Annotated in this window: 12 protein-coding genes and 1 pseudogene; 3 read left to right on the top strand and 10 right to left on the bottom strand. The window is 70.9% G+C overall.

The genetic code is table 11. The features are described from left to right. Positions 1-96: 96 nt before the first annotated feature. From prcB to arc, 5 genes and pseudogenes are all read right to left on the bottom strand, one after another. The gene (gene prcB / locus ACWDD9_RS38335; RefSeq protein WP_369808298.1) at positions 97-894 is read right to left on the bottom strand and encodes a proteasome subunit beta; all 798 of its coding nucleotides are present in this window, start codon (positions 892-894) and stop codon (positions 97-99) included. Beyond that, positions 891-968: pseudogene (locus ACWDD9_RS38330) on the bottom strand (endonuclease VII domain-containing protein); the annotation flags it as partial. The gene prcB and the pseudogene ACWDD9_RS38330, both read right to left, overlap by 4 nt. Before the next feature lie 132 nt (positions 969-1,100). Next, positions 1,101-1,319 (bottom strand): ubiquitin-like protein Pup, encoded by a 219-nt coding sequence (locus tag ACWDD9_RS38325; protein ID WP_049652012.1) that lies wholly within the window; start codon positions 1,317-1,319, stop codon positions 1,101-1,103. Positions 1,320-1,493: 174 nt separating this feature from the next. Next, positions 1,494-3,005 carry a depupylase/deamidase Dop gene (dop, locus tag ACWDD9_RS38320; protein WP_049651998.1) on the bottom strand — a complete coding sequence of 504 codons (1,512 nt, stop codon included), beginning with the start codon at positions 3,003-3,005 and terminating at the stop codon, positions 1,494-1,496. A 228-nt stretch (positions 3,006-3,233) separates the two neighbouring features. Next, positions 3,234-5,000: a proteasome ATPase gene (gene arc, locus ACWDD9_RS38315; protein ID WP_049651997.1), complete on the bottom strand. Its 1,767-nt coding sequence runs from the start codon at positions 4,998-5,000 to the stop codon at positions 3,234-3,236. Between the two features lie 286 nt (positions 5,001-5,286). On the opposite strand from arc, the gene ACWDD9_RS38310 reads away from it, so the two are divergent. Continuing rightward, positions 5,287-5,589, top strand: coding sequence for a ferredoxin (locus ACWDD9_RS38310; RefSeq protein ID WP_049651996.1), 303 nt, complete (start codon positions 5,287-5,289; stop codon positions 5,587-5,589). A gap of 12 nt (positions 5,590-5,601) precedes the next feature. Here the strand turns inward: ACWDD9_RS38310 and ACWDD9_RS38305 are convergent, their stop codons facing one another. The 3 genes from ACWDD9_RS38305 to ACWDD9_RS38295 form a co-directional block, all read right to left on the bottom strand. Continuing rightward, the gene (locus ACWDD9_RS38305) at positions 5,602-6,213 is read right to left on the bottom strand and encodes a hypothetical protein (RefSeq protein ID WP_449814164.1); all 612 of its coding nucleotides are present in this window, start codon (positions 6,211-6,213) and stop codon (positions 5,602-5,604) included. 129 nt (positions 6,214-6,342) lie between these two features. After that, positions 6,343-7,302 (bottom strand): tRNA (adenine-N1)-methyltransferase, encoded by a 960-nt coding sequence (locus ACWDD9_RS38300; protein ID WP_049650977.1) that lies wholly within the window; start codon positions 7,300-7,302, stop codon positions 6,343-6,345. A gap of 46 nt (positions 7,303-7,348) precedes the next feature. Continuing rightward, positions 7,349-8,560 (bottom strand): site-2 protease family protein, encoded by a 1,212-nt coding sequence (locus tag ACWDD9_RS38295; protein WP_074002318.1) that lies wholly within the window; start codon positions 8,558-8,560, stop codon positions 7,349-7,351. Positions 8,561-8,726: 166 nt separating this feature from the next. On the opposite strand from ACWDD9_RS38295, the gene ACWDD9_RS38290 reads away from it, so the two are divergent. Further along, positions 8,727-9,626: a RecB family exonuclease gene (locus tag ACWDD9_RS38290; RefSeq protein ID WP_449814163.1), complete on the top strand. Its 900-nt coding sequence runs from the start codon at positions 8,727-8,729 to the stop codon at positions 9,624-9,626. Next, positions 9,627-10,298: a response regulator gene (locus ACWDD9_RS38285; protein ID WP_049650980.1), complete on the top strand. Its 672-nt coding sequence runs from the start codon at positions 9,627-9,629 to the stop codon at positions 10,296-10,298. Positions 10,299-10,395: 97 nt separating this feature from the next. Here ACWDD9_RS38285 and ACWDD9_RS38280 read toward each other — a convergent pair whose 3' ends face one another. Together ACWDD9_RS38280 and ACWDD9_RS38275 are read right to left on the bottom strand one after the other, a co-directional pair. Continuing rightward, positions 10,396-12,000 carry an ABC transporter substrate-binding protein gene (locus ACWDD9_RS38280; protein WP_449814162.1) on the bottom strand — a complete coding sequence of 535 codons (1,605 nt, stop codon included), beginning with the start codon at positions 11,998-12,000 and terminating at the stop codon, positions 10,396-10,398. Positions 12,001-12,221: 221 nt separating this feature from the next. Beyond that, on the bottom strand, positions 12,222-12,926 hold the full coding sequence (locus ACWDD9_RS38275; protein ID WP_049650982.1) for an HAD family hydrolase: 705 nt from the start codon (positions 12,924-12,926) through the stop codon (positions 12,222-12,224). Positions 12,927-12,955: the final 29 nt, after the last annotated feature.

Here is a 12,955-nt window from a genome sequence, read left to right as displayed (position 1 = left end):
TCGGTCGCCAATGCTCCGCAGTGGCTCCCTCCTCCGCCTTGCGATGCACGCACCCTGACGCCGCGGCCTGATCCGACAAGATCCACAAGACACCCCCTAGATCAGCGGGGCCTGCGGGCCGTTGGGCCGGTCCAGGCGCTCGTCGGTGATGGCGACGACGATCTCCGTCACCTCCGCGTCGGTGAGCCGGCGGAAGCCGTCCTCGGTGATCAGCGAGACGATCGGGAAGATCTTCCGGGCGAGGTCCGGGCCGCCGGTGGCGGAGTCGTCGTCCGCCGCGTCGTACAGGGCCTGGACGACCAGGGTGGCGGCCTGGTCGGCCGTCAGGCCGTCGCGGTAGAGCTTCTTCAGCGAGCCGCGGGCGAAGACCGAGCCCGAGCCGGTGGCGGCGAAGCCGCGCTCCTCGGACCGCCCGCCGGTGACGTCGTAGTTGAAGATCCGGCCGCGGCCGAGGTCCAGGTCGTAGCCGGCGAACAGCGGCACCACCGCGAGGCCCTGCATCGCCATGCCCAGGTTGCCCCGGATCATGGTGGTGAGCCGGTTGGCCTTGCCCTCCAGGGAGAGCGTGGCGCCCTCGATCTTCTCGTAGTGCTCCAGCTCCAGCTGGAACAGCCGGACCATCTCGACCGCGAGGCCGGCGGTGCCGGCGATGCCGACCGCGCTGTACTCGTCGGCCGGGAAGACCTTCTCCATGTCCCGCTGGGCGATCACGTTGCCCATCGTCGCCCGGCGGTCACCCGCGATCACGACGCCGCCGTCGAAGATCGCGGCCACCAGCGTGGTCCCGTGCGGGGCCTCGACCACGACGCCCTCGGGGAGCCCCCGGAGCCCGGGGACCATCTCCGGCTTGTGCTCGGCGAGGAAGTCGAGGAACGAGGACGACCCCGGGGTCAGGAAGGCAGCCGGTAGACGCCCGGTGCCACGAGTGTTGGCTTCCACACGATTCCTTCCAGGTAGCTTGAAGCGCGCGCTGCCCGCACCCTACCCGCCCGACGATCACTGTCCACGGGTGGAGGGGCCGGTGCCGGACGGCCGGGCGGTGTTCGCCGCCCGGCCGCCCCGATCGGTCGCGACCGTGAATTCGGAATGCCCGGACCGGGCTATTGCCCGCCCTTCTGGACGAATCCGCGAACGAAATCCTCGGCATTCGACTCGAGGACCTCGTCGATTTCGTCCAGAACCGCGTCGACGTCGTCGCTCAGCTTTTCCTGGCGCTCCTTGAGGTCCTCGGAATTCTGGCTTTCCGCGGCCTGCTCCTCGACCTCCTCGGAGGAGCGGTTCGCCCGCTGCTGGCCGCCGCCGGTGTCCTTGCTCGCCATTTCCCTCACCCCGCTCGATTCGTCTGGCACGGTTGGGTCGTTGCTTGCTGCACCGACCCTATACACAAGGTGCGACTGCCGCTCCCGGTTTGCCGGTGGCGCTTCCTGTCCAACACCCGCTGCCACCCCGGATGATTCCCATTCGGCGGACGTTCACCCATGGTGATCGAAAAGTTACCCGCCGGACAGCACCCGGAGCAGGTCCTCGGCCGTGCGGCAGCGGTCCAGCAGCTCCTTGACGTGGTTGCGGGTCCCGCGCAGCGGTTCCAGGGTGGGCACGCGCTGCAGCGAGTCCCGGCCGGGCAGGTCGAAGATCACCGAGTCCCAGGAGGCCGCCGCGACGTGCTCCGCGTACTGCTCCAGGCAGCGCCCGCGGAAGTACGCCCGGGTGTCGTCCGGCGGCTTGGAGACGGCCCGCTCGACCTCGCCCTCGGTGAGCAGCCGCTCGAAGCGCCCGCGGGCCACCAGGCGGTTGTAGAGGCCCTTCTCCGGCCGTACGTCGCTGTACTGGAGGTCGACCAGGTGCAGCCGCGGGTTGTCCCACTCCAGGGCGTCCCGGCTGCGGTAGCCCTCCAGGATCTCCCGCTTGGCGACCCAGTCCAGCTGCCGGGACAGCGACATCGGGTCGCGCTCCAGCCGGCCGAGGACGTCCTCCCAGCGGGTCAGCACGTCCACCGTCTGCTCGTCCGCGTCGGTGCCGAAGCGGTCCTCGACGTACTTGCGGGCCAGCTCGAAGTACTCGAGCTGGAGCTGGACGGCGGTGAGCTTGCGCCCGTTGCGCAGGGTGATCAGGTGCTTGAGCGTCGGGTCGTGGGAGACCCGGTGCAGGGTGCGCACCGGCTGGTCGACGGCGAGGTCGGCGGCGATGAACGAGTCCTCGATCATCGACAGCACCAGCGCGGTGGTGCCCAGCTTGAGGTAGGTGGAGATCTCGGAGAGGTTGGCGTCGCCGATGATCACGTGCAGCCGGCGGTACTTCTCGGCGTCGGCGTGGGGTTCGTCCCGGGTGTTGATGATCGGGCGCTTGAGCGTCGTCTCCAGGCCCACCTCGACCTCGAAGTAGTCCGCCCGCTGGCTGAGCTGGAAGCCGTGCGCCGAGCCGTCCTGGCCGATGCCGACCCGGCCGGCGCCGGCGACCACCTGGCGGGAGACGAAGAACGGGGTGAGGTGGCGGACGATGTCGGCGAACGGTGTCGCCCGCTTCATCAGGTAGTTCTCGTGGGTGCCGTAGGAGGCGCCCTTGTTGTCGGTGTTGTTCTTGTACAGGTGGATGGTCTGCCCGTTGGGCAGTTCCAGCGCGCGCTGCGCGGCGGCGGCCATGATCCGCTCGCCGGCCTTGTCCCAGAGCACGGCGTCGCGCGGGTTGGTCACCTCGGGCGAGCTGTACTCGGGGTGCGCGTGGTCCACGTAGAACCGGGCCCCGTTGGTGAGGATGACGTTGGCGAGGCCGATGTCCTCGTCGGTCAGCTGGCTGGCGTCCGCGACCTCGCGGGCCAGGTCGAACCCCCGTGCGTCGCGCAGCGGATTCTCCTCCTCGAAGTCCCAGCGGGCCCGCCGTGCCCGGTGCATCGCCGCCGCGTACGCGTTGACGATCTGGGACGAGGTGAGCATGGCGTTGGCGTTGGGGTGCCCGGGCACGGAGATCCCGTACTCCGTCTCGATGCCCATCACGCGCCGTACGGTCATGCGGCCCTCCTTGCCCGGTGCACCGCCCCCGACGGGCGGAGCACTCTGACGTACCGCCGAACAACACCGGTGCCGGGCCTCTGCCCGCGCACGGTGGGTCGAGCCTAGAACCCGGCGCCGAACGGCGGGCCCGGAGACGCGCCGTCCGGCTGCGGGGCCGCGAGGCGCCACAGCCGGACGGTGTGCGTACAGCTCCGGGGACCGCTGCCGGCCCGGACAACCGCGTGCTTACAGGTACTGCCCCGTGTTGGCGACAGTGTCGATCGAGCGGCCGGACTCGGCGCCCTGCTTGCCGGTGACCAGCGTGCGGATGAAGACGATCCGCTCGCCCTTCTTGCCGGAGATGCGGGCCCAGTCGTCCGGGTTGGTGGTGTTCGGGAGGTCCTCGTTCTCCTTGAACTCGTCGACGCAGGCGGCGAGCAGGTGGGAGACGCGCAGGCCCCGCTGACCGTGGTCGAGGAAGTCCTTGATGGCCATCTTCTTCGCGCGGTCGACGATGTTCTGGATCATCGCGCCGGAGTTGAAGTCCTTGAAGTACAGGACCTCCTTGTCACCGTTGGCGTAGGTGACCTCCAGGAAGCGGTTCTCCTCGGTCTCGGAGTACATCCGCTCCACCACCGACTGGATCATCGCGACCACCGTGGCCTCGACGGAGCCCTCGTGCTCCTTGAGGTCGTCCGGGTGGAACGGCAGCGAGTCCTTGAGGTACTTGGAGAAGATGTCCTTCGCGGCCTCGGCGTCCGGGCGCTCGATCTTGATCTTGACGTCCAGGCGGCCGGGCCGCAGGATCGCCGGGTCGATCATGTCCTCGCGGTTCGAGGCGCCGATGACGATGACGTTCTCCAGGCCCTCCACGCCGTCGATCTCGGCGAGCAGCTGCGGGACGATGGTGTTCTCCACGTCCGAGCTGACGCCGGAACCGCGGGTGCGGAACAGCGACTCCATCTCGTCGAAGAAGACGATGACGGGCGTGCCCTCGCCCGCCTTCTCCCGGGCCCGCTGGAACACCAGGCGGATCTGCCGCTCGGTCTCGCCCACGTACTTGTTGAGCAGCTCGGGGCCCTTGATGTTGAGGAAGTAGCTCTTCCCCTGGGGGCGTCCGGTGACCTCGGCCACCTTCTTCGCCAGCGAGTTGGCGACCGCCTTGGCGATCAGCGTCTTGCCGCAGCCGGGCGGGCCGTAGAGCAGCACGCCCTTGGGCGGGCGCAGCTCGTACTCCTTGAAGAGGTCGGCGTGCAGGTACGGCAGCTCGACCGCGTCGCGGATCAGCTCGATCTGGTTGCTCAGGCCGCCGATCTGGCGGTAGTCGATGTCCGGGACCTCCTCGAGGACCAGCTCCTCGACCTCGGACTTCGGGACGACCTCGAAGACGTAGCCGGAGCGGGGCTCCAGCAGCAGGGCGTCCCCGGACCGGATGGTCAGCCCGCGCAGCGGTTCGGCGAGGCGCACCACCCGCTCCTCGTCGGTGTGCCCCAGCACCAGGGCGCGCTCGCCGTCCTCCAGGAGCTCCTTGAGGGTGACGATCTCGCCGATGTTCTCGAAGGCCATCGCGTCCACGATGTTGAGGGCCTCGTTGAGCATCACTTCCTGGCCGCGCCGCACCTCGTCGAGGGCGACGCTCGGGCTGACGTTCACGCGGAGCTTGCGCCCGCCGGTGAAGATGTCCGCGGTGCCGTCCTCGTTCGCGTCGAGGAAGGTGCCGAAGCCGGCCGGGGGCTGTGCCAGCCGGTCCACTTCCTCCTTGAGGGCCACGATCTGGTCGCGGGCCTCTCGCAGGGTGGAGGCGAGCCGTTCGTTCTGGGCGGTCACGCCCGCCAGGTTGGTCTGGAGCTCGACGATCCGCTCTTCGAGGATCCTCGAATTGCGCGGCGAGTCGGCGAGCTTGCGGCGCAGCACGGCGATTTCCTGCTCAAGGTACGAGACCTGAGCGGCCTCGTCGGAACCACGAGCGGGCCTGCCGGTGCTGCGGTTGTAGTCGTCATCGTGGGCTGCCACGGTCCTCACCTCCTCCGGGGAGCTGGACGCTTCCAGACCCTACCTGGGACCAGGGGTCCGTAAACCCCTAGATCAAGAAAGATGGAACGGGCGTGTCCGATCTTCGCCCCAGCGTGCTTCCCCTCTGCTAAGGGGGATACCCACCGCGCACCACCCAAAGCGGGCCAGATGTATCGTCGAGCGAAGTGATATCCGATCGCGACCACAAGTCGAGGTCCGATCGTTGTACGAATGGCGGGATTGCTCCAGGAATAGGGGCGACCCGGGACAGAAACGGCAGGGGACCATGTCGGTGACCGAGCAGACGGCGGCGGCCGAGGCGCTGGAGGTGTGGATCGACCAGGATCTGTGCACCGGTGACGGCATCTGCGTGCAGTACGCGCCCGAGGTCTTCGAGCTCGACATCGACGGGCTGGCCTACGTGAAGGGGCCGGACGACGAGCTGCGCCAGCAGCCCGGGGAGAGTGCCCCGGTGCCGCTGACGATCCTTCAGGACGTGGTGGACTCGGCGAAGGAGTGCCCCGGCGACTGCATCCACGTGCGCCGGGTCGCCGACCGGGTCGAGGTGTACGGCCCCGACGCGGAGTAGGACGGGCCGGGCTCAGGCCTGGTGGAGCGGGGCGGCGGTCTGGGAGCGTTCCCAGCCGCCGCTCCGCTGCGTCCAGGTGAGGTCGAGCGAGATGTCGGGCCGGAACCGCGGCACGTCCTCGCTCGAATACCCCTGCGCGTGGCCGGTGATGGCGCCGTCCGAACGCACCGCGATCCGGCTCACGGTGAGGTTCTCGCGCTCGGGGAGCAGGGTGGCCACCACCTCGGGGCGCCCGCCCGGGCCGAAGCCGAGCAGGTAGACGGCGTCCGGCGGGGTGCCGGTCTCGGTGGCGCAGTGCGCGGCGACCACCGTGCCGGGGCGCCCGTCGCCGAGCCGGGCCGGCACGGTGAGCGCCGTCTTGACCGGGAACGGGCCGCAGTCCAGCGGGAGTTGGGCCCGGGCCGGGTCGGGGGCGGCGCTCGCGACGAGGGCCTGGGGGGTGCCGTGCGCGGGCACCGGGGTGCCGGTCGCCGGGGAGGCCGCGAGCGCGGCCGCCACCACCGCGCCGCAGCCGGCCAGGGCGACGGCCCAGTGCCAGGGGACGGTGCGCGCGTGACCGGGCCCGGAACGGCCCCGCGGTGTCTGCTGTCCAACCGTCGCCGTCGTCCCGACCGCGGTCTCCACCAGGCGTCCCCTCCAGCGCTCCAAGAGCCAAGGCGTGAGCCAGCATCGTCCCACACCGTGATCGGCGGAATGCGAAAGGGGTGGTACGAGCGGTGTGCTCGTACCACCCCTTGTCGGTGGGTTCGGGGCTCAGCCCAGGTCGGGCTGGTCCGCCTCCGTGGCCTGGGCGGCCTTGCGGGCGGCAGCGCGCTCCTGGAGGGTGGGCTCGGGCGTCCCGTTGTCGTAGTCCTCGCCGTACGCGCCCTTGGCCGGACGGCGGCGGCGCAGCGGCGGCTCGACGCCGTCCGCCAGGCGGCGGGCGGTGAGCAGGAAGCCGGTGTGGCCGATCATCCGGTGGTCCGGGCGGACCGCCAGGCCCTCCAGGTGCCAGGTGCGGACCATGGTCTCCCAGGCCTGCGGCTCGGTGAAGGTACCGTGGTCGCGCAGCGCCTCGACGGTCTTCGACATCTGCGTGGTGGTGGCCACGTAGCAGCAGATGAGGCCGCCGGGGACGAGCGCCTTGGAGGCGACGTCCAGGCACTCCCAGGGGGCCAGCATGTCGAGGATGACGCGGTCGACGTCGGTCTCGACCAGGTTGTCCTGGAGGTCGCCGACGGTGAGCTTCCACGCCGGGTGCGGGCCGCCGAAGTAGCGCTCGACGTTGCCCTGGGCGATGTCGGCGAAGTCCTGCCGGCGCTCGTAGGAGGCCAGCATGCCGGTGTCGCCGACGGCGCGCAGCAGGTAGGTGGAGAGCGCGCCGGAGCCGACGCCGGCCTCGACGACGCGGGCGCCGGCGAAGATGTCGGCCATCGCCAGGATCTGCCCCGCGTCCTTGGGGTAGATCACGGCGGCGCCGCGCGGCATGGACAGGACGTAGTCGGGGAGCAGGGGGCGCAGCGCGAGGTACGGGACGTTCCCCGTGGTGCGCACGACCGTGCCTTCGGGGGCGCCGATCAGCTCGTCGTGCGGGAACGCACCCTTGTGGGTGTGGAACTGGTTCCCGGCCTGGAGCGTGAACGTGTAGTGGCGACCCTTGGGGTCGGTCAGCTGGACCTGGTCCCCGACCTGGAAGGGCCCGCGTCGGCGGGCGGCACCGGTCGGTTCGGACATGCGGACAATCCTAAGGGAAGCGGAGCCTTCCGCCTTACCACCATGATCAGCGGCCGGAGACGGCGGCGGTCAGTCGCTGCTCGATGTCACTGAGCGCGGCCACGCCGTACACCCGGCCGTCCGGCTCGACCACCAGGTACTCCCCCGCCGGGGTGGCCTGGACGGCCCGCAGCAGGTCCTCGCCGCCGAGGTCGGCGTCCAGCCGCAGCCCGGGTTCGAGGTCGCGGGCGAGCGGGCCGACGGCCACCCAGGGGCGGCGGTGCTCGGGCACCGAGCGGACGGCGGACTCCCGGACGAGGGCGATCGGCTCGCCCCGGCCGTCCACCACGATCACCGCGCCGGCCCCGGCCTCGCGGGCGCGGCGCAGCGCCTCGCCGAGCGGGGTGTCGGCGGTGACCTCGACGGCCCGCCGGGCCAGCTCGCGCAGCCGCAGGGAGGGCAGCACCTCCTTGAGCCGGGCGTTGCGCAGGCTGCCGGTGGCACCGTTCCAGATGATCGCGGCGAGCACCGCGGCCAGCACCGCGTCCACCAGGGTGTCGGTGGTGGTGCGCTCGACCCCGCGGGCGGCGCTCAGCAGCGGCAGGCCGATCAGCACGGCGACGGCCAGCCCGCGGCCGACCCAGGCGGCGGCCACCGTGCCGGTCATCGGCCGGCCGGTGATCGCCCAGACGACCGCGCGCAGCATCCGGCCGCCGTCCAGCGGCAGGCCGGGCAGCAGGTTGAAGGCGGCGACCACCAGGTTGGAGACCATCAGGCCGGTGAGCAGCACCCCGGGCACGGTGGACAGCTCCACCGCCCGCACCCCGAGGTAGAACACGCCGCCGAGCAGCAGCGAGAGCAGCGGGCCGACGAAGGCCAGCCAGAACTCCCGCCAGGGGCTCTCCGCCTCGTTCTCGATCTCGGAGACCCCGCCGAAGAACTGGAGCTGGATCCGCCGCACCCCGAGCTTGTACCGCAGTGCGACCAGGGTGTGGGCGAGCTCGTGCACCAGGACGGAGGCGTAGAAGGCGACCGCGAAGAAGAACGCGACCAGGTAGCGAGCACCGCCGAGGTCGGGCAGCACGTCGCCCAGCTGCCCGCCGAACACCCAGGTGATCAGCGCGGCGATGACGAACCAGGAGGGGGTGACGTAGATGGGCACGCCGAAGGGCCGGCCCATCAGGATTCCGCCGCGGCGCTCGGGCGGCGGCGCGGCCGGGCGCCCGTCGCCCGCCTGCGGTGGCCGTTCGGAGGGCTGCTGCCCCCTGCTGTCGCTCACCGTGATCCCTTCGGTCGTCTCCCCCGTCGTGCCCGGTGCGCCCACGCTACGTGATCGCGGCCCCCCGGCGCTGCGCGGCCCTCCTTCTGCCTTCATACCCACTCACCGGCGGCTGTGGCAGCACCGTGGCAGCGGGATGACAGCAAAGGGCAATAGGGTCGTAGCCATGCAGCACACCCAGACCAGCAGTGCCGCCGGGCGCCCGGCGGCACCCCCGACCGGGCTCTCCCCGTCCCGAGCGGGGGACTTCCTCACCTGTCCCCTGCTGTACCGGCTGCGGGTGATCGACCGGCTGCCCGAGCCGCCGAGCTCGGCGGCGACCCGGGGCACGCTGGTGCACGCGGTGCTGGAGCGGCTGTTCGACAGCCCGGCGGCCGAGCGGACCCCGGACCGGGCGCTGGGCCTGCTGCGCCCGCAGTGGGAGCGGCTGCTGGGCGAGCGCCCGGAGCTGGGCTCGCTGTTCCCGGACGACCCGGACGGTGCGGCGCTCACCCGCTGGCTGGCGGACGCCGAGAAGCTGGTCGGCCAGTGGTTCCGGCTGGAGGACCCGACCCGGCTGCACCCGGTGGAGCGGGAGCTCTACGTGGAGACGGCCCTGGACTCGGGGCTGCTGCTGCGCGGCTACATCGACCGGGTGGACGTCGCCCCGACCGGCGAGGTCCGGCTGGTGGACTACAAGACCGGCCGGGCGCCCTCGCGGGACTTCGAGGGCAAGGCGATGTTCCAGATGAAGTTCTACGCCCTGGTGGTGTGGCGCTGGAAGGGCGTGCTCCCCAAGCGCCTCCAGCTGGTCTACCTCGGCGGGGGCGGGGACGTGGTCAGCTACGACCCGGACGAGGCGGACCTGCTCGCGGTGGAGCGCAAGCTCCGGGCACTGTGGGAGCGGATCGGCCACGCGGTGGCCACCGGGGACTTCCCGGCGACCCACAACCGCCTCTGCGACTGGTGCGACCACCAGGCCAGCTGCCCGGAGTTCGGCGGCACCCCGCCGCCGTACCCGCTGCCGCTGGCCCGTACGTCGGATGAAAGCGATCCCACGGGGGATCCGATGAGCAAGGAGTCCTAGGTGACGATCCGAGTGCTGCTGGTCGACGACCAGCCGCTGCTGCGCACCGGTTTCCGGATGATTCTGGAGGCCGAGTCCGACCTGGTGGTGGTCGGCGAGGCCGGCGACGGCCAGCAGGCGCTGGACCAGGTGCGGGCGCTGCAGCCCGACGTGGTGCTGATGGACATCCGGATGCCCAGGATGGACGGCGTCGAGGCGACCCGCCGGATCGCCGGCCCGGGGCGCGACGGCCCGGCCAAGGTGCTGGTGCTGACCACCTTCGACCTGGACGAGTACGTGGTGGAGGCGCTGCGCGCGGGCGCCAGCGGCTTCCTGCTGAAGGACGTCCCGGCCGAGGAGCTGGTGCAGGCGATCCGGGTGGTCGCGGACGGCGCGGCGATGCTGGCGCCGAGCATCACCCGCCGGCTGCTGGACATGTACGCCACCAAGCTGCCCTCGGGCGACGAGGCGCCGCCGCAGGCGCTGGGCGCGCTGACCGAGCGTGAGCTGGAGGTGCTGAAGCTGGTGGCGCGCGGGCTGTCGAACGCGGAGATCGCGGCCGAGCTGTTCGTCAGCGAGACCACCGTGAAGACCCACGTGGGCCATGTGCTGACCAAGCTCCAGCTGCGCGACCGGGTGCAGGCGGCGGTGTACGCCTACGAGAGCGGGCTGGTGCGCCCGGGCGCCCTGTAGCGGGCCGCTAGCGGCCCCAGGGCGGCAGAAACGTCACAGCGGCCCGTCTGCTCCCCCGTACCGACGGGGAAGCGGGCGGGCCGCCGTCCTGCGGGCGCTACTTGTTGGTCCGGCTGATCTCCCAGAAGCGGAAGTAGCCGGTGGTGTCGACGGTGGACTCGACGCCGGTGACGTACGAGCGGGCCGCGAAGAAGGACTTGTTCTGGTACAGCGGGATCAGCGGCACGTTCTCGGCCTCGATCTGCTGTATCTGCGCGTAGGTGCCGGCCGCGGCGCTGCGGTCGGTCTGCTTGAGGCCCTCCGGCACCAGCCGGCCGCTGATCCGCGGGTCGTCCCAACCGTGGTGGTACGCACCGCCGTTGATCAGCAGCGGGGCGAGGTAGTTGTCCGGGTCCGGGTAGTCGGCGAACCAACCGATGATGTACGCCTGGTACTTGCTCTCGGCCCAGCCCTTGCGGTACGAGTCCCAGTCCGGCTCCTGGGCGAGCGTCACCTGGAACAGGCCGCCGGTCTCCAACTGCTTCTTCAGCGTCTCGGCCTCGTTGCTGCCGGCCCGCGAACGGGACCAGGTCAGCGTGAACTTGACCGGGGTCTGGACCTTGGCGTCGGCCAGGATCTTCTTGGCCTTGTTCACGTCCTGGTCGCCGTAGCGGTCGAAGAAGGCCGTGGTGTGGCCGGGCAGGCCGGCCGGGACCATGGAGTAGAGCGCCTGGACGGTGCGGGCGAAGACGTCGCGGGCCAGCGCCTTGCGGTCCATCATCTGGGCGACGGCCTGGCGGACCGCGACGTTGCTCATCAGCGGGTCCTTGGTGTTGAGGACCAGCGAACGGGTGTCGTTGCTGTCGCCCTCGGTCACCTGGAGGTCGGCCTTGCCGCCCTGCTGGTCGGAGCGGACCTGGGCGGCGGTGTTCGGCTCCAGGCTGTTGTCGGTGAGGTCGATCTCGCTCTTGTCCAGCGCGGTCTTCAGGTCCTCGGCCTTGTCGAAGTACCGCACGGTGAACTTGCTGTTCCGGAGCTTGGCCTCGCCGCCGTACTTGTCGTTGGCCGACAGCACGACCTTGCCCAGCTGCTTGCCGCCGTTCAGGTTCTCGACCGAGTCGATGCGGTACGGGCCGGAGCCGATCAGCTTGTCGTTGGGGACGACCTTGTCGGCGGGGTAGACCTGGTGGTCCACGATGGCGCCGGCCGGGCTCGCCAGCTTGGCCGGCAGGGTGGCGTCGGGCGCGGAGAGGTGGAAGAGCACCTCGTGGTCGCCCTTGGCCTCGACGGACTTGATCGAGTCCAGCAGTTCGACCGGGCCGTTCTGGTCGTTGATCTTCTTGGTGCGCTCGATCGAGAAGACCACGTCCTGGGCCGTCATCGGGTGCCCGTTGGAGAACTTCAGACCGGGCTTCAGGGTGCAGTGGTACTCGGTGGCCTCGGCGCTGGTGAACTCGCAGGACTGCGCGGCGTCCGGGGAGGGCGCGCTGGCGGCGGCCTGGAAGGTGAGCAGCGACTGGAAGGTGTTGCGCAGCAGCAGCCAGGAGCCGGAGTCGTAGGCGGCGGCCGGGTCCAGGACACCGGTCAGCTGGCTGGTGCCCATGGTGATGGACTTGCCGCTGTCCCCCTTGACCACGTCGGTCACCGATCCGCAGCCCGCCACCGACACGGCGACCAGGCCGGCGCAACCGAGTACTGCCAGGCGTTCAGCTGAAGTCTTCACGAGGCGCGTCCTTCTGGGTGGCACGAACTGGAGTAGCGTGCCATATCGAACACGCACGACCGGTACCCGTGCAGATGACGTTTGGGACACGGTCGTTGAGGGCATCACCGCGCGCCCGACGAGTTGTCAGCCAATGACCGTTTTCTCCCCCGGCAGCGCCGGTCCGGGGGCTCGCCGGGCCTCGTACCGGCGAGTAGAGCCGTCTCGCAATGAGACGACAATCACACCCGCGAGGCGACCAGGGAGCGCAGCAGGTCGAGGTCGACCTGCTCCAGCGAGGACACCACCAGCCGCCCCGGAGCCGGCTCGACCGGCGCCACCGAGGGCACCGCGATCACCGGGCAGCCGGCCGCCTCGCCCGCCCGCACCCCGGTCGGGGTGTCCTCGACCACCACGCAGCGGGCCGGCTCCGCGCCCAGCCGCCGGGCCGCCTCCAGGTACGGGTCCGGGAACGGCTTGGTGCGCGGCACCTCGTCCCCGCCGATGCTGAAGGCGAAGTGGTGGGCGCCCAGCGAGCGCAGCACGATGTCGATCACGTGCCGGTGCGAGGCGGACACCAGGGCGGCCGGGATGCCGTGCGCGGCAAGGGTGTTGAGCAGCCGCTCGGCGCCCGGCATGAGCGGCACGCCGCCCGCCAGCAGGTCGACGAAGCGCTGGTTGACCAGCACGCCGAGGTCCGCCGGCGCGATGTCCGCCCCGGTCCGGGCGACCAGGTACTCCATCACCCTGGCCATCGGGCCGCCGACCACGTGGGCGCGGTCCGCCTCGTCCAGCTCGTGGCCCAGCTCGGCGAAGAGCGAGGCCTCGGCCTGCCACCAGAAGTCCTCGGTGTCCACCAGCGTCCCGTCCATGTCCAGCAGCACCGCCTGGAGCCCGCGGTCGTCCCCGTGGTCGAGGATGCGCGTGGCAGTGGGGCTGGTGGTCATGGCGGGGGTCCTTCCGGCAGGCCCGGGCG

Source organism: Kitasatospora sp. NPDC001119, from assembly GCF_053598475.1.
The sequence above is the reverse complement of the archived record's forward strand: the minus strand, read 5'-3'. Positions and strand labels throughout refer to the sequence as shown.